We start from the raw sequence: 16,104 nt of genomic DNA, 5'->3' as shown, positions 1-16,104 counted from the left end.
GCGCCCGCAGGACCGCGACGATGATCACCGCCCTTTCCGTCCTGCTCTGGTTCATCTCGCAGCATCCGCTGCTGACGTTCTTTGCAGCAATGGTGCTGGCCGGGCTGGTCTCGTGGTGGCGGCGCTTTCCGGGCTACGCCATCGTGGTGTTCCCGCTGGCGATGCTCAACATGTTCCTCGGCCACTTCCTCAACGCCGCCTTCCTCAACGTGGTGGGCGAGCGTGGTGAAGCGGTGATCGTCAAGGCCGAGCGAACCAGCTCCACGCTCAACGAACAGTACATCTGGCGCTACGAAGCGGTGCTGCGCACGGCCGAGGGGCGCGACGTGGACGTGGTGTTCCACACCAATACCGCTTCGCTGTGGCCGCTGGAAAACGCCATCCGCATCCCGGCGCGCGACCAGCCGTTCGTGGTGAAGTACACGCCGGGCTTCCCGCGCAACATCGTCATCCTCACCAACGAGTCACCGCACGGCATCGCCCAGGCCCGGGCCAGCGCGCGCGAGCGGGTGGAGGTGGCGGCACGCAAGCTGCATTTCAGCCCGGGCAATGCCGGTTTCCGCGCGGACTATCGCCGCGAGCTGGAAAGCTGGCTGCGCGACCACGGCAACGATCAGCAGCAGCAATCCGACGCGCAGCGATATCGCGCCGAGCTCGACGCACTCGACCGCTAGCCCCAGGCCCTGCCTGGATGTTCCGCCCAGCCATCCACAGGCCTGACATGACCACGAGCGCCACCGCCCTCCTCCCGCTGCTGCAGCAGGCCCTGCAGGACACCGGCACCGCCAGCCGCATCGACGGCAACGCGCTGCTGCTGGACAGCGGCCTGCGCCTGACCCCGCATGCAATGGCCGCGCAAGCGCGCGACAACGGCGGCTGGCAGACCTCCACCGTCATTGAAAGCCAGCATCCGCAGTTGTTCGCCGATGGCCTGTTCGAGTACCAGCACGCAAATGGTGCCGATGAGCAGGCATCGCTGTTGTCCGGCTTCCAGGCCTGGGCCCGGGTGGACCTGGTGACCCTGCAGACCGCGATCGGCGCCCAAGACGCACAGGGCCTGCCGATGATGGGCCTGACCTATCCGGCCGGTGACAATGGCGAGGAACACGAGCGCACTGTGGTGCTGGGGCCGTTGGCGCACTACCGTGCACAGGACGTGGATGCCTCCACCTGCAGCGAAGACGATCATGGCTCCTGCCCCTGCTGCCTGTTCACCCGCAGCATGGAGGCCTTCGACGAGCTGCTGAAAGCCCGCCATTTCCTCGCCATCCGCCTGTTCGCCTCGCGCGATGCCGACGGCCTGTGCGAGGCCGATTGCCGGGTCAACGGCCACGACTTCGCCGCCGCCCTGCCCCTGCTGCGCGCCTATGCTGCCAGTTGGCCGCAGGCCGGGCTGGAATTCCGCAAGCAGTACGTGGTGATCCGCACCGGCTCGCCGGGCTGAGCCACGCCCACACCCGGTACAGGCCGGTGCGGCTACACTGCGCGCCGGTTTCCCCAAGCAACCGCACTTTTTCCCATCCCACACGAGGCACCCCCGCGATGCTGTACGCGCAAGTCCACCTGACCCTTCCCGCCTGGATCCACGACCAGATCGACCTGGATCGTCGATATCCGGGCGATGAGGCCAAGGTCGCGCTGGCGATCGAGCTGTCGCGGCTGAACGTCGAGCACGCCAGTGGCGGTCCGTTCGGTGCGGTGGTGTTCGGACCGGACGACAAGGTCATCGCCGCCGGCGTGAACCGGGTGATGCCGCACGCGACCTCGCTGGCGCACGCCGAGAACATGGCCTACATGCTGGCCCAGCAGCGCCTGCAGACCCCGCGCCTGAACGCGGTGCTGTCGCCGGTCACCCTGGCCACCAGCTCGCAGCCGTGCTGCCAGTGCTACGGCGCCACCGTGTGGGCCGGCATCGACCGCCTGCTGATCGGTGCCAACTCGGCCGACGTCGAGGAACTGACCCCGTTCGATGAAGGCCCGCTGCCGGCCGACTGGGTGGGTGAACTCAACAAGCGCGGCATCGAAGTGGTGCAAGGCCTGAACCGCGACGCCGCGCGCAGCGTGCTGCGTGCCTATGGGGAAAGCGATGGCGCCCGTTACTGAAACCGGCATCGGCCTGCTGTGCCTGTGCCGGCAGGGCTTCGAGCCCGAGCTGGCCGGCGAGCTGCAGTTCCGCGCCGGTGAAGCCGGTTTCGCCGGCTATGCGCGCACCCAGCGCAATGACGGCTACGTGCTTTTCATGTGCGACGAAGCCGCCGCGCTGGCGCCGCGCCTGCGCTGGCGCGAGCTGATCTTCGCGCGGCAGAAGCTGGTGGTGCTGGCCGAACTGCCGCAGCTGGACCCGGCGGACCGGATCACCCCGATGCTGGAAGTGCTGGCCGATGCGCCGCGCTTCGGCGACCTGTGGGTGGAACACCCCGATTCGGACGCCGGCAAGCCACTGTCCGGTCTGGCCCGTGCCTTCGGCAATGCACTGCGCCCGGCGCTGCGCAAGGCCGGCAAGCTCACTGATAAGCCGAACAACCGCCTGCCGCGCCTGCATGTGGTGTTCGTCGATGGCACCCATGCCTTCGTCTGCGTGGCCGACCCGGCCGACAGCGCACCGTGGGCGCTGGGCATCCCGCGCCTGAAGCTGCTGCCCGAGGCGCCTTCGCGTTCGGCGCTGAAGCTGGACGAGGCGCTGCTGACCCTGCTGACGCCGGAAGAACGCGAGGCGCTGGCCAAGCCCGGCATGCGTGCGGCCGACCTGGGCGCCGCCCCCGGCGGCTGGACCTGGGTGCTGACCCGCCAGCACATGCACGTGCTGAGCATCGACAACGGCCCGCTGCGCCAGCATGTGCTGGATACCGGCCTGGTCGAGCACCTGCGCGCCGATGGCTTCCACTGGCACCCGGAACAGCCGCTGGACTGGATGGTCTGCGACATGGTCGAGCAGCCGCGCCGCGTGGCCGAACGCATGGCCACCTGGTTCCGCGAGGGCTGGTGCCGGCATGCGATCTTCAATCTGAAACTGCCGATGAAGAAGCGCTGGGACGAAACCCGGCTGTGCCTGGACCTGTTCCAGGACCAGGCCGGCAAGCCGCTGGTGGTCCGCGCCAAGCAGCTCTATCACGACCGTGAAGAGATCACCGTGCTGGCTTCGCCGCTGCGCTGATCCGTCATCGGCGGCACAGGTTGCCGGGAGTACGCTCCCGGTACCCTCTGGCAAGGAGCCTGTCATGAACCTTCCGCGTGCTGCCCTGCTGTTGACCATCCTGCTGGCCTCGGTACCGGCCATCGCCCAGCACGGCCCGTCCACGCCGGCGCAGAGCCAGCCGCTGGGCCCCACCGGCGGCGCGATCCGCCAGCAGCCGCTGGATGCCGGCCGGGTCAGCGGCAGCGTCGAGATTCCGCAGCCGGCCGGCGAGGCACAGGTGACCGTGCGTTCGCTGGAACCGAGCAGCGTGGTCGGCCAGTACCGCGTCCATTTCGCCGCGCTAGATGTGAACGGCGACGGTTTCATCAGCCGCGAGGAAGCACAGGCCAATCCGGCGCTGGCCGACGAATTCAATTCGCTGGACCGCAGGCACCGCGGCAAGCTGGACCGCACCGACCTGGCCGGCTGGCTGGTGGATTGAAAAAGGGGACGGAGGGGATTAAGTCGTATGTGCACATACGACTTAATCCCCTCCGTCCCCTTTTTGCTTCAGACGCCGGCGGCGCGCTTCCAGAACGCCTGTACCAGCGGCGGCCATTTGCCGACACAGCCCAGCGCGCGGCCACGGGCCAGGGTCAGGTGCATCTCGTCGTTGGAGAACAGGCGGTTGATCGCATCGAAGCTGTAGGCGGCGATCTGGTTGTCGCTGCGCCGTTCGCGTGCCCAGCGCTGCAGGCGCTGCGGCGACAGCCGCGGCTGGCCACGGCGCTCGGCCGACGGCGCCAGCCACTGCTGCAGGGCGGCGACATCGCGCAGGCCCAGGTTCACGCCCTGCCCGGCCAGCGGATGCACCACATGCGCGGCATCACCCAATGCCAGCACGCGGCCGGCCACGTAGTGACGGGCCAGTTGGCGACGCAGCGGGAAGGCCGCACGCGGTGACGCCAGTCGCAGCTCACCCAGCCGTGCCGCGAAGGCGCGGGTCAGTTCCCGGTTGAAGGCGTCCTCGTCCAAGGCCAGCACACGTGCCGCCTCGTCCTCGGGCAGGGTCCAGACGATCGAGCTGCGGCGCTCGGCCACCGGCAGCAGCGCCAGCGGCCCGCCCGGCAGGAAACGCTGCCAGGCGGTGGCCTGGTTGGGAAGATCGCTGTCCACGTAGGCCACCACGCCACGCTGGTGGTAGTCATGCTTTTCAACCTCGATCCCGGCCAGTTGGCGCAGGGTCGATTCGGCGCCGTCGGCGGCCACCGCCAACGCCGCTTCCAGGCGACGCCCGTCATCCAGGCGCAGGCGCACGCCCTCCTCGTCCTGCTCCAGCGCGTCCACCCGTGCCGGGCAGTGCAGCTGCACGCCCGCCGCCGGCAACGCCGCCCACAGGCGATCCTGCAGCAGGCCGTTCTCGACGATGTAGCCCAGTTCACGACGGCCGAAGCGATCGGCATCGAACAGCAGATCTTCGCCACCGGCCGCATCCCACACCTGCATGCGCCGGTAGGGCCAGGCACGGGCCTGCGCGATCGCCGGCCACACACCGAGGCGGTTCAGCAGCTGAACGTTGTCGGCAGCGAAGGCGAACACGCGCAGGTCAGGCTGTGCGGCCTGCCACGGCGCGGGCTCACGACCTTCCACCAGCGCAACCGACAGGCCGGCATCGGCCAGCGCCAGCGCGCACGCGGCACCGACCACGCCACCACCGACGATGGCCACATCAAGGCGCATGCGCCGGCTCATGCGGCTTCTCCGCGGCACAGGCGCGGCACTTCGCCGCGGAAGCCCATCGCGCCACCGACCAGCATCGACTGCACCGAGGCGCGTTGCGCGGCCACCAGGCCGAGGCTGCGCAGCGGCCGCATCAGCGGTGCCGGATTGCTGGTCAGCCGTGCCAGGCCACCCGAGAACGCCACCGTCTGCCGTCGGTCTTCTTGGCGGCGCGCAACATAGGCCTGCAGCAGCACATCGCTGCCGGCATCCTCGTGCGCATCCTCCAGCAGTTCGGCCAGGGTCAGCGCATCGCGCAGGCCCAGGTTGAAGCCCTGCGCACCCAGCGGATGGATGGTCTGCGCGGCATTGCCCAGCAGCACCGTGCGTTCACCGGCCAATGCGCGCGCCAGCACCTGGATGAGAGGGTAAGCGCTGCGCGGGCCGGATTCGAGCAGCCGACCGGCACGCCAGCCGATCGCATCCTGCAGGCGCTGCAGCCAGGCCGCATCGTCCAGCGCCATCACCGCATCGGCCTGATCGCGGGCCACGCCATGCACGGTGCCGAAGTGGCGGTCACCGCGCGGCAGCAGGGCGGTCGGGCCGGTATCGGTGAAGCGCTCCCAGGCCGTGCCATCCGGCGCGCGCTGGCTGCGCACGCGGGCCACGAACAGGGTCTGCTGGAAATCATGCCGGTCGACCTCGATGCCCAGCGCGCCACGCACACCGCTGGTCGTGCCATCGGCACCGACCACCAGCCGTGCCAGCAGTACGCGCTCGCCGGTCTCGTCGGCCACCCGCACCTGGCGGTAGCCGTCGACCACCTCGCCCAGGCCCAGGAACCGCATCGGCCGGTAGCGCCGCAGCTGCGGCAGCTCCTGCAGGCGCGCTTCCAGCGCCTGGCCGAAGTCACGCGCGACAACCACCTGGCCGAACCACGGCCGGTCGTAGTCGGAAGCCTCCAGCTGCACGCGGCCGAAATCGCCGGCGCGGCTGACATGGATGCGGCGGATCGGGCCCGGCGCCATCGCCAGCTTCTGCATGACCCCCAACGCGGTCAGCGCGTTGACGGTCGCCGCGGCGAAACTGAGGTTGCGCTGGTCGAACACCGCCGGCAGCTCGCCGGCCGGGCTGGCTTCGAGCAGGCCCACGTCGCGGCCCAACCGGTCCAGGGCAATGGCCAGGCTGGCACCGACCAGGCCGCCACCGACGATCAGCACGTCATGTCGTTCACTCATGGTGTTCATGATACGCGCTCGCCCCGCCCGAACACCCAACAGCCCCCGACCTGCGCCAACCGGCGCGGCGGGCTAGAATGAAACCTGAATCCGCTCCGGGCCCGCTGCCATGTCCGCCACCGCCAACCGTGCCTTCGTCCTGTCCGTACTCGTGCTGTTGCTGGCGGCGACCCGGGTCAACCACTTCGCGGCGATCCCGGATGCCTCCTGGGCGGTGTTCTTCATCGGCGGCTTCTACCTGGCTGGCTGGACCCGCTGGGCGTTCCCGCTGCTGATGGTGTTCGCGGTGCTGGTGGACTGGATCGTGATCCGCAGCAGCGGCCTGGATTTCTGGCAGCACTACTGCGTGTCGCCGGGCTACTGGCTGCTGCTGCCGGCGTATTTCTCGCTGTGGGCCGGCGGCATGCTGCTGGGCCGCAACTACCAGGGGGCACGCTGGCCGGTACTGGCCAAGGGCGCGCTGCTGCTGGTGGCCTCGGTGGCGGTCTGTCACCTGCTCGCGCAGGGCGGCTTCTACTGGACCAGCCGCAACGTGGCCGAACCGACGCTGGCCGGCTGGGCACAGAACTACGCACAGTGGTTCGGGCCGTACCTGCGCACCACCGCCATCTACGTGGCGCTGGCCGCCGCCCTGCAGCTGGCCGTGGAGCAGGTACTGAAGCTCCAGCAGGCCCGCCGCGACATCCGGCACTGAGCCGCGCCATGGGTCATCGCCTCTCGCGCATCTATACCCGCACCGGCGACGACGGCAGTACCAGCCTTGGCGACGGCCAGCGCGTGGCCAAGGATGATGCCCGCGTGGCGTCCTACGGCACTGTCGACGAAGCCAATGCCGCACTCGGCCTGCTGCTGGCCACGGCGCTGCCCGACGACGTGCGCGCGCTGGTGGTGCATCTGCAGCACCAGCTGTTCGACCTGGGCGCCGAACTGTGCATCCCCGGCCACGCCGCGATCCACGCCGCCGATGTGTCGGCACTGGAACAGCAGCTGGATCACTACAACGCCAGCCTGCCGATGTTGAAGGAATTCATCCTGCCAGCCGGTGGCGAGGCCGCCGCACGCTGCCACCTGGCGCGCACCATCGTCCGCCGGGCCGAGCGCGAGACGGTCACCCTGGCCCGCCACGACGCCGTGCGCAGCGAGGCACTGCAGTACCTCAACCGGCTGTCGGACCTGTTGTTCGTGCTGGCCCGGGTGCTGGCCCGTGCCGATGGCCATGGCGAAGCGCTGTGGCAGCCACAGCAGCGCCAGCGCTGAGTCGGCACGATGCTGGTCTTCACCCATCCGTCCTGCCTGCTGCATGACCCCGGCCCTGGCCATCCGGAGTGCCCGCAACGCCTGCAGCATGTGCTCGATGCCCTGCACGCCGCCTTCCCCGGCCAGCTGGACTGGCGCGAGGCGCCGCCGGCCAAGTTCGGCGAACTGACCCGGGTCCACGACAGCGCCCTGCTCGACTTCGTGCTGCAGCCGCAGACCGCGCCGCTGCGACAGCTGGACATGGACACCTGGACCTCGCCCGGCTCGGCCAGTGCCGCCGTGCATGCCGCCGGCGCCGGCGTGGCGGCGGTAGATGCGGTGATGCTGGGCGAGGACCCGCTGGCGTTCTGCGCGGTGCGGCCACCGGGCCACCACGCCACCAGCAGCACTGCGATGGGCTTCTGCCTGCTCAACAACATCGCCATCGCCGCCGCCTACGCCCGTGACCGTCATGGCCTGGAGCGGATCGCGGTGGTCGATTTCGATGTCCACCATGGCAACGGCACCCAGGACATCTTCCAGCACGACGCCCGGGTCTCGTACTACAGCACCCACCAGGCCGGGCTGTTCCCCAACTCCGGCCTGCGCCGCGACCGCGGTGCCGGCAACCTGATGAACATCCTGCTGCCCCCCGGCAGCGGCGGTTTCCGCTTCCGCAATGTGTGGGCCGACGAGATGCTGCCGGCCATCGACGACTTCCGGCCGCAGCTGCTGCTGATTTCGGCCGGCTTCGATGCCCACCTGCGCGATCCGCAGGCCGACCTGATGCTGGAAACCGACGATTTCGCCTGGATCACCCGCGAACTGCATGCGCTGGCGCGCCGCCATGCGGCCGGCCGGGTGGTCTCGATGCTGGAAGGCGGCTATGACCTGCAGGCCCTTGCCGAGTGCAGCGTGGCCCATGTCCGGGCCCTGCTGTCCCCCCCACCGGGGAGCGTCTCCGGATGAACCCGAACCGGCAGGATCCGACGCCCTTCATTGCCCCTATGCAAGGGATGGGGCAAGCTACCGTCCGTTTTCGCCCGAATCCGAACCGCGTGCGCCGAGCCCTCCGCCTGCTTCCCCTGCCTCTGAGCATCGCCATCTGCCTGCCGGCAATGGCCGATGAAAAGCCGCTCAACTGGGGCCTGTGCCCGGCTACCGACGTGATTCCCGCGTTCACCGATGCCCCTGTCCCGGTCCCGGTCCCGGGGCAGGACAAGGCCGCCGCCAGCGCCGCGCGCGAGCAGCAGCCGACCGACATCGAGGGTGACCAGCTGCTGGGCACCACAACCGTGCCGCAGTACGAAGGCAACGTGGCCCTGCGCCGTGGCGACCAGTTCGTCGGCACCGACAAGCTCAGCTTCGATACCGAGACCGGCAACTACATCGCCGACGGCAATGTCCGCTACCAGGACTCCTCGATCCGCATGGTCGCCAAGCGCGCCGAGGGCAACCAGGAAAGCGACACCCACAAGATCACCGACATCAAGTACCAGCTGGTGTCGCGCCGCGGCAACGGCGATGCCGAATCGGTCGACCTGCAGGGCGCGGTCGGCCAGATGCACCGCTCCACCTACACCACCTGCGACCCGTCGCAGCCGGTGTGGAAGCTGTCGGCGCCGCAGATCGAAGTGGACAACGACGAAGGCTTCGGTACCGCCCGCAACGCCGTGCTTCGCATCGGCAAGGTGCCGGTGCTGTGGGCGCCGTACTTCAAGTTCCCGATCGACGACCGCCGCAAGACCGGCCTGCTGTTCCCGCAGCTGGGCATGTCCGGCCGCAACGGTTTCGATTACGCACAGCCGATCTACTTCAACCTGGCGCCGAACTACGACGACACGTTGACCCCGCGCTACATGAGCCGGCGCGGCCTGATGCTCGACAACGAATTCCGCTACCTCTACAACGGCGGCCGCGGCGAACTGCTGACCGCGTTCATGCCCAACGACAAACTGCGCGACCGCGACCGCGGCCGGGTGATGTTCGGCGGCTACCACAACCTCGACGACCACTGGCAGGCCCGCGCCAACCTGGCCTGGGTCAGCGACGAACGCTATGTGGAAGACTTCGCCAACCGCCTGGTGGGGGTCACCGCGTCGAACCTGCAGAGCACCATCGGCCTGTACGGCACTGGCAGGAACTGGACGGCCGGCATCATGGCCGACCGCTGGCAGCTGACCGACTACACCCTCAACGAGGGTGCGCTGGCCTACAACCGCCAGCCGCGCCTGTATTTCAACTGGGACAAGCCGGTCCTGCCGTGGCTGGAAACCGGCATCTACGCCGAAGCCGTGCGTTTCACCCACGACGACATCAACTTCAAGTACGGCGCTGATGCGGGACCGGACCTGCAGTACACCCGCAACGGCAGCCGTCAGACCGACGGCATCGGTGTCAGCGGCGGCTCGCGGCTGGATGTCAAACCCTACGTGTCGTTCCCGATCAGCGGCGCGGCCTGGTATGTCACGCCGACCCTGGCCTACCGCTATACCGGTTACCAGCTGGACCGTGGCCTGGTTGATGGCGTGAACGGCATCCGCGGCCAGATCCTGCGTTCGCAGGGCATCGACCCGAACACCGCCACACCGGAACAGCTGCGCGGCAACACCTCGCCCAGCCGCAGCCTGCCGATCGGCAGCATCGACGCCGGCCTGTTCTTCGATCGCGAGACCCGCATCGGTGGCAAGTCCTTCCTGCAGACCCTGGAACCGCGCCTGTTCTACCTGCGCACGCCCTACCGCGATCAGGACGAGCTGCCGATCTTCGACACCCGCGACTTCACCTTCAGCTGGGGCCAGCTGTTCCGCGATTCTCGCTATACCGGCGCCGATCGCCAGAACGACGCCAACCAGCTGACCATGGCGCTGAGCACCCGCTTCATCGACCAGACCACCGGCAAGGAACGCTTCTCGGCCTCCATCGGCCAGATCCAGTACTTCGACGAATCGCGGGTGACCGTCACCCCGGGTGGCGCGCCGGTGGAGAAGGGCAAGTCGGCGTGGATCGCTGACGGCAACTACATGATCAACGACCGCTGGACCCTGGGTGCCACCTACCAGTGGGACCCCAAGTACAAGCGCGAGGATCTGGCCAGCGTCCGCGCCCGCTACCTGATGCCCAACGATGGCGTGATCAACCTCAGCTACCGTTACCGCATCAACTCCGGCGCCCCGGCCACCGCCAACAAGCATGACCGCACGCTGCTGGAACAGGCCGACCTGTCGTTCCTGTACCCGCTGAATGCGCGCTGGAGCCTGGTCGGCCGCTACTACTACTCGCTGCAGGACAAGGAACCGCTGGAGATCATCGCCGGCGTCCAGTGGGACAGCTGCTGCCTGGCCGTGCGTGCGGTCGCCCGCCGCTACGTCCGCAACCGCGAAGGCGAGATGAACAACGCCATCCAGCTGGAGTTCGTGCTCAAGGGCCTGAGCTCCCTGGGCCAGGACACGGACCGTACCCTGCGCCGTGCTATCCTCGGCTACAACCGCGACGACCTCTATCTCGTGCCGCCGAGCAACACCGGGGCGACCCGGGATGACTACGATCCGAACCTGATCCCATGACCAAGCGCTTCCCCGTTCTTCTCGCCTCGCTGCTGGCGGTGTCCAGCGTGTCCGCCCCCCTGCAGGTGCTTGCCCAGGAGGCGCAGCCGCTTGACCGCATCGCCGCCGTCGTCGATGAGGACGTGATCCTGCAGAGCGAGCTCCAGCGTGCGATCGCCAACATCAAGGCGCAGTACGCCGGCCGCGAAAACCAGCTGCCGCCGGAAGACGTGCTCAGCCGCCAGGTGCTCGAGCGCCTGGTGCTGGTCAAGCTGCAGGTGGCCCGCGCCCAGGGCAGCGGCATCCGGGTCAGCGACCAGGAGCTGAACCAGGCGATGAACTCCATCGCCCAGCAGAACGGTTCGAACCTGGACGCCCTGCGCCAGCGCCTGGCCCATGACGGCATCGACTTCAACGATTTCCGCGCCTCGGTGCGTGACGAGATCACCGTGCAGCGCCTGCGCCAGAGCTTCGCGCAGAGCCGCATCAGCGTCAGCGAGGGTGAAGTCGACGCCGCGCTGAAGCAGCAGGCCACGGTGGGCAACCAGTACCACCTGGCGCACATCCTGATCGCCCTGCCCGACGGTGCCAACGCCGACCAGATCGCCACCGGCCAGAAGAAGGCCGATGGTGTGAAGACCCTGCTGGACAAGGGCGAGCTGGACTTCAACGCTGCAGCCGTGCGCTATTCGGACAGCCCGAATGCACTGGAAGGCGGTGACCTGGGCTGGCGCAGCCTGGATGAAATCCCGCAGGCCTTTGCCCAGATGATGGAAAAGATGAAGCCCGGCGAAGTGGTCGGCCCGATCCGTGGCCCGAGCGGCTTCCAGCTGCTGAAGCTGGTGGAAGTGCGTGACGCCAGCTCCGCCGCCGCCGGTGAGCATACGGTCACCGAATTCCACGGCCGCCATATCCTGGTGCGCGTGGACGACCACCAGACCGACGCCGCCGCCAAGGCCAAGATCGACACCCTGCGTGCCCGCATCGCCGGTGGTGCCGAGTTCCAGACCGTTGCCAAGGAGTCCTCCGAGGACAACAACAGCAAGGGCCAGGGCGGTGACCTGGGCTGGTTCCCGGCCGACGCGTTCGGTCCGGCCTTCGGCCAGCAGGTGGAAGGCCTCCAGGACGGTGGCGTCAGCCAGCCGTTCCGTACCGATGCCGGTTGGCACATCGTGCAGCGCGTGGCGACCCGCCAGACCGACGTGACCACCGACAACCAGCGTGCCCAGGTCCGCGAGACCATCGGCCGCCGCAAGCTGGAAGACGAGTACAACCGCTTCCTGCAGGAACTGCGTGGCGAAGCCTACGTCAGCTTCCGCAGCGGCGACCGCGCGGAAAACACCGCCACCCCGCCGCAGTCCTGACCGATGCGCCCCGAGCTCGCTCTGGTACCGGGCGAGCCCGCCGGGATCGGCCCGGAGCTATGTGTCCGCCTCGTCCAGCAGCCGCGTGAAGATTGCCGGCTGCTGGCCTTCGCCGATCCGGACACCCTGCACGCGGCCGCGGCCGCGCTGAACCTGCCCCTGCAGCTGCTGCCCGAGGACGCCGAAGCACGCGCCCCCGGCGATCTGCGCCTGCGCGCTGTCCGCAACGCTGCGCCCAGCCGCTTCGGCCAGGCCGATCCGGCCAATGCCGGCGCGGTCATCGGCGCGCTGCTCGGCGCCGGCCAGGCCTGCCTGTCCGGCGAACTGCACGGTGTTGTGACCGGCCCGGTGCACAAGGCGGTCATCAATGAAGGCGGCATCGCCTACAGCGGCACCACTGAACTGCTGGCCGACCAGGCCGGGGTAAAGGTGGTGATGATGCTGGCCAACCACATCGTGCGCGTGGCCCTGGCCACCACCCACCTGCCGCTGCGCGAGGTGGCCGATGCGATCACCGCGCCCGGCCTGGAGCACACGCTGCGCACGGTGCACGCCGCACTGCGCCGTGAGTTCGGCCTGCCTGCGCCGCGCATCGCCGTGCTCGGCCTGAACCCGCACGCCGGCGAAGATGGCCACCTGGGCCGCGAAGAACTGGATCTGGTCATCCCGCTGCTGCAGCGCCTGCGCGCGGAGGGCATGGACCTGGTCGGGCCGCTGCCGGCCGATACCGCCTTCCTGCCCGCCAAGCTGGCCGGCTTCGACACCGTGCTGGCGATGTACCACGACCAGGGCCTGCCGGTACTGAAATATTCCGGCTTCGAACAGGCGGTGAACCTGACCCTGGGCCTGCCCTATCCGCGCGTGGCGGTGGACCATGGCACCGCGCTGGAGCTGGCCGGCCGCGGCATCGCCGATCCCTCCAGCCTGCAGGCGGCAACGACGCTGTGTGCGCAGCTTGCGCGGCAACGTACACTGGGCGCATGAATTCCCCGCATTCCCCCTCCGGCCCGGTGTTCACCGCACCGGCCAAGAAGCAGCTTGGCCAGCATTTCCTGGCCGACCGCCACTACATCGACAAGATCGTGATGGCGGTCAACCCGAAAGACGGCGACCGCCTGGTCGAGATCGGCCCTGGCCAGGGCGCGATCACCCTGCCGCTGCTGCGCGTGCACCCCACGCTGACGGTGATCGAGTTCGACCGCGACCTGATCGCGCCGCTGACCGCCGCCGCCGAGCCGCTGGGCGAGCTGACCATCGTTCATCGCGACGTGCTGCGCGTGGACTTCACCGAACTGGCCGCCGGCCAGCCGATCCGCCTGGTCGGCAACCTGCCCTACAACATCTCCTCGCCGATCCTGTTCCATGCGCTGGAGCATGCCGCGGTCATCCGCGACATGCACTTCATGCTGCAGAAGGAAGTGGTCGACCGCATGGCAGCCGGCCCCGGCAGCAAGGTGTATGGCCGCCTCAGCGTGATGCTGCAGGCCTACTGCCAGGTGACCTCGCTGTTCGTGGTGCCGCCGGGCGCGTTCCGGCCGCCGCCGAAGGTCGATTCGGCCGTGGTGCGTCTGGTGCCGCGTGACCCGGCCGCGATCAACATCAACGACCACAAGCGCTTCGCCGAGGTGGTCAAGGCCGCCTTCGGGCAGCGCCGCAAGACCCTGCGCAATGCCCTGAACAACGTGGTGTCCGCCGAGCAGTTCATCGCCGCCGGCGTGCGTCCCGATGCCCGCGCCGAACAGCTGGACGTGGCCGAATTCATCGCTTTGGCCAATGCCTCCTGATTACACTGCCGGTATGGAAGACGCTGACGTTTATGCCATCTCCGTCGAAGTCGCGCCGCGCTTCCTCGACGATCAATCCGCGCCGGAAGACGGTCGCTTTGCGTTCGCCTACACGATCCGCATCCACAACCAGGGGCGGGTCGCGGCACGCCTGGTCGCGCGCCACTGGCGCATCACCGATGCCAATGGTCGTGTCGAGCATGTCGATGGCGACGGGGTGATCGGCGAGCAGCCGCGGCTGCGCCCCGGTGAAGACTTCCGTTACACGTCCGGTGTCATGCTGGGGACCGATCACGGGACCATGCAGGGGCACTACGACATGGTCGCCGACGATGGCACCGAATTTGCCGCGCCGGTCGCACCCTTCGTGCTGGCCGTGCCGCGTACCCTGCACTGACACGGAGGCCGAACGATGAGTGTGTGGGCGATCGGCGACCTGCAGGGCTGCTATGACGTCACCCAGCGATTGCTGGAGAAGATTCGCTTCGACCCGGCGCAGGACACCCTGTGGTTCTGCGGCGACCTGGTCAACCGCGGCGGGCAGTCGCTGGAAACGCTGCGGCTGGTGCACTCGCTGCGCGAGCACAGCGTGGTGGTGCTGGGCAACCATGATCTTTCGCTGCTGGCCGTCGGTTCGCGTACCGAAGAGGAACAGCGCAAGGTCAACCCGGACCTGCTGCGCATCGTGCAGGCCGAGGACCGCGACGAACTGCTGGACTGGCTGCGCCTGCAGAAGCTGGTGCACGTGGACCGCGAGCTGGGCTGGATGATGGTGCACGCCGGCCTGGCGCCGAAGTGGACCACGCAGATGGCCGAGAAGCATGCCGCCGAGGTCGAGGTGCAACTGCATGGCGCCGGCTACCGCAAGCTGTTCCGCAACATGTACGGCGACAAGCCGAGCTGGGCCCCGAACCTGTCCGGTTACGACCGCTCGCGCGCGATCATCAACGTGCTCACCCGCATGCGCTACTGCACCCCGCGGGGGCGCATCGGCATCGAGGACAAGGGCACGCCGGGCACGCAGGAACAGGGGCTGTATCCCTGGTTCGAAGTGCCCGGCCGGGTCGAGCGCGACCTCAAGGTCGTCTGCGGCCACTGGTCGGCGCTGGGCCTGACCATCACCCAGGGCGTGCACGCCATCGACACTGGCGCGGTCTGGGGCGGCAAGCTGACCGCGCTCCAGCTTGATACCGACGAGCTGCGCGTAGTGCAGGTTCCGGGCCGCGACGTACCGGCACCCGTGCCCAACGCCCGCCCGCCGGCGCGACCGGCGCACGAGCGCCCCGGCGCTGCGACGCAGGGCAAGGAACAGGGCGGCAACGCCGCTGCCACCCCGGGCAACCGTGGCCCACGCCGCCGTCGCCGTCGTGGTGGCGGAGGGGGCGGCGCGGGTGGCGGCACCCACAACAGTCCCCCGCCGCAGGCGTGACGCGGCGCGGCTGGGCACCAGGGACGGTGCTGCTGACGCTGGCCCTGGCCAGCGGCTGCCAGCCCGGCTCGCCGCCTGCTACCACGGCTGCGGATGGTGCCGCACATGCGCCGACGCAGCCGCAGGCCCCTTCGCCGCCACTGGTGGCCGCAGCCCGCGCGCAGGTCGGCGTCACCACCCGTTACGATCCTGCTTACCAGGTACTGGCCTATCCTGGCGGCGACGTGCCACTGGATCGCGGCGTGTGCACGGACGTGGTGGTGCGCGCCCTGCGCGATCTGGGCCTGGACCTGCAGGCACGCGTGCATGAGGACATGCGCGGCAGTTTCAGTGCCTATCCGGCGATCTGGGGCCTGTCACGGCCGGACCGCAACATCGATCATCGTCGTGTACCGAACCTGATGCGCTGGTTCGAGCGCCAGGGCTGGCAGCAACCGGTCACGGCCCTCGCCACCGACTACGCGGCCGGCGACATCGTTGCCTGGAAGCTCAATGGCAACGGCCTGCTGCACGTGGGCATCGTTTCTGACCGGTGCCTGGCCAATGGCACACCGCTGGTGCTGCACAACATCGCGCGCGGCACGCGCGAAGAGAACCTGCTGTTCCAGCACGCGATCATCGGGCATTACCGGATGCCGTAGCGACAGTCCCGGTAGAGTCGACTGTTAGTCGAC

The 16,104-nt window shown here is 68.7% G+C and carries 17 protein-coding genes; 15 read left to right on the top strand and 2 right to left on the bottom strand.

What is annotated here, in order from left to right; all coding sequences use genetic code 11:
• Positions 1 to 20: 20 nt before the first annotated feature.
• The 5 genes from AC5P53_RS17210 (at position 21) to AC5P53_RS17190 (ending at position 3,617) form a co-directional block, all read left to right on the top strand.
• On the top strand, positions 21 to 674 hold the full coding sequence (locus AC5P53_RS17210; protein WP_241887634.1) for a hypothetical protein: 654 nt from the start codon (positions 21 to 23) through the stop codon (positions 672 to 674).
• 47 nt (positions 675 to 721) lie between these two features.
• The gene (locus AC5P53_RS17205) at positions 722 to 1,444 is read left to right on the top strand and encodes a DUF6348 family protein (RefSeq protein WP_053495537.1); all 723 of its coding nucleotides are present in this window, start codon (positions 722 to 724) and stop codon (positions 1,442 to 1,444) included.
• Positions 1,445 to 1,542: 98 nt separating this feature from the next.
• Complete coding sequence (locus AC5P53_RS17200) at positions 1,543 to 2,103, top strand: nucleoside deaminase (RefSeq protein ID WP_004154307.1); 561 nt, start codon at positions 1,543 to 1,545, stop codon at positions 2,101 to 2,103.
• On the top strand, positions 2,087 to 3,154 hold the full coding sequence (gene rlmM, locus AC5P53_RS17195; RefSeq protein WP_046428937.1) for a 23S rRNA (cytidine(2498)-2'-O)-methyltransferase RlmM: 1,068 nt from the start codon (positions 2,087 to 2,089) through the stop codon (positions 3,152 to 3,154). Before AC5P53_RS17200 ends, rlmM begins: the two co-directional genes overlap by 17 nt.
• A 64-nt stretch (positions 3,155 to 3,218) precedes the next feature.
• Positions 3,219 to 3,617 (top strand): EF-hand domain-containing protein, encoded by a 399-nt coding sequence (locus tag AC5P53_RS17190; protein ID WP_014645995.1) that lies wholly within the window; start codon positions 3,219 to 3,221, stop codon positions 3,615 to 3,617.
• 68 nt (positions 3,618 to 3,685) lie between these two features.
• Here the strand turns inward: AC5P53_RS17190 and AC5P53_RS17185 are convergent, their stop codons facing one another.
• On the bottom strand, positions 3,686 to 4,867 hold the full coding sequence (locus AC5P53_RS17185; RefSeq protein WP_126411748.1) for a UbiH/UbiF family hydroxylase: 1,182 nt from the start codon (positions 4,865 to 4,867) through the stop codon (positions 3,686 to 3,688).
• A complete protein-coding gene (gene ubiH, locus AC5P53_RS17180; protein WP_014645993.1) occupies positions 4,864 to 6,072 on the bottom strand; it encodes a 2-octaprenyl-6-methoxyphenyl hydroxylase in 1,209 nt (402 codons plus the stop codon). Before ubiH ends, AC5P53_RS17185 begins: the two co-directional genes overlap by 4 nt.
• 109 nt (positions 6,073 to 6,181) lie before the next feature.
• Between ubiH and AC5P53_RS17175 the strand changes: the two genes are divergently transcribed.
• The 10 genes from AC5P53_RS17175 (at position 6,182) to AC5P53_RS17130 (ending at position 16,071) form a co-directional block, all read left to right on the top strand.
• Positions 6,182 to 6,766, top strand: a complete 585-nt coding sequence (locus tag AC5P53_RS17175) for a hypothetical protein (protein ID WP_014645992.1) — start codon at positions 6,182 to 6,184, stop codon at positions 6,764 to 6,766.
• Positions 6,767 to 6,774: 8 nt separating this feature from the next.
• Positions 6,775 to 7,329 (top strand): cob(I)yrinic acid a,c-diamide adenosyltransferase, encoded by a 555-nt coding sequence (locus tag AC5P53_RS17170; RefSeq protein ID WP_241887633.1) that lies wholly within the window; start codon positions 6,775 to 6,777, stop codon positions 7,327 to 7,329.
• Between the two features lie 9 nt (positions 7,330 to 7,338).
• Positions 7,339 to 8,277 carry a histone deacetylase family protein gene (locus tag AC5P53_RS17165; RefSeq protein ID WP_032959020.1) on the top strand — a complete coding sequence of 313 codons (939 nt, stop codon included), beginning with the start codon at positions 7,339 to 7,341 and terminating at the stop codon, positions 8,275 to 8,277.
• Between the two features lie 89 nt (positions 8,278 to 8,366).
• Entirely contained in the window at positions 8,367 to 10,874 is a 2,508-nt protein-coding gene (lptD, locus tag AC5P53_RS17160) for an LPS-assembly protein LptD (protein ID WP_168708230.1), read from the top strand.
• Positions 10,871 to 12,217, top strand: coding sequence for a peptidylprolyl isomerase (locus AC5P53_RS17155; protein ID WP_032959016.1), 1,347 nt, complete (start codon positions 10,871 to 10,873; stop codon positions 12,215 to 12,217). The genes lptD and AC5P53_RS17155 overlap by 4 nt, the downstream gene beginning before the upstream one ends.
• 3 nt (positions 12,218 to 12,220) lie before the next feature.
• Entirely contained in the window at positions 12,221 to 13,201 is a 981-nt protein-coding gene (gene pdxA / locus AC5P53_RS17150) for a 4-hydroxythreonine-4-phosphate dehydrogenase PdxA (RefSeq protein ID WP_046428925.1), read from the top strand.
• Entirely contained in the window at positions 13,198 to 14,001 is an 804-nt protein-coding gene (gene rsmA, locus AC5P53_RS17145) for a 16S rRNA (adenine(1518)-N(6)/adenine(1519)-N(6))-dimethyltransferase RsmA (RefSeq protein WP_014645986.1), read from the top strand. The genes pdxA and rsmA overlap by 4 nt, the downstream gene beginning before the upstream one ends.
• A gap of 13 nt (positions 14,002 to 14,014) precedes the next feature.
• Entirely contained in the window at positions 14,015 to 14,398 is a 384-nt protein-coding gene (gene apaG, locus AC5P53_RS17140; RefSeq protein ID WP_008268668.1) for a Co2+/Mg2+ efflux facilitator ApaG/CorD, read from the top strand.
• 15 nt (positions 14,399 to 14,413) lie between these two features.
• Positions 14,414 to 15,430, top strand: a complete 1,017-nt coding sequence (locus AC5P53_RS17135; protein ID WP_014645985.1) for a symmetrical bis(5'-nucleosyl)-tetraphosphatase — start codon at positions 14,414 to 14,416, stop codon at positions 15,428 to 15,430.
• A complete protein-coding gene (locus tag AC5P53_RS17130; RefSeq protein ID WP_241887632.1) occupies positions 15,427 to 16,071 on the top strand; it encodes a DUF1287 domain-containing protein in 645 nt (214 codons plus the stop codon). The genes AC5P53_RS17135 and AC5P53_RS17130 overlap by 4 nt, the downstream gene beginning before the upstream one ends.
• Positions 16,072 to 16,104: the final 33 nt, after the last annotated feature.

The organism is Stenotrophomonas sp. YJH_SMC_82 (genome assembly GCF_059368875.1).
This window is presented reverse-complemented; position numbering and strand designations above follow the sequence as displayed.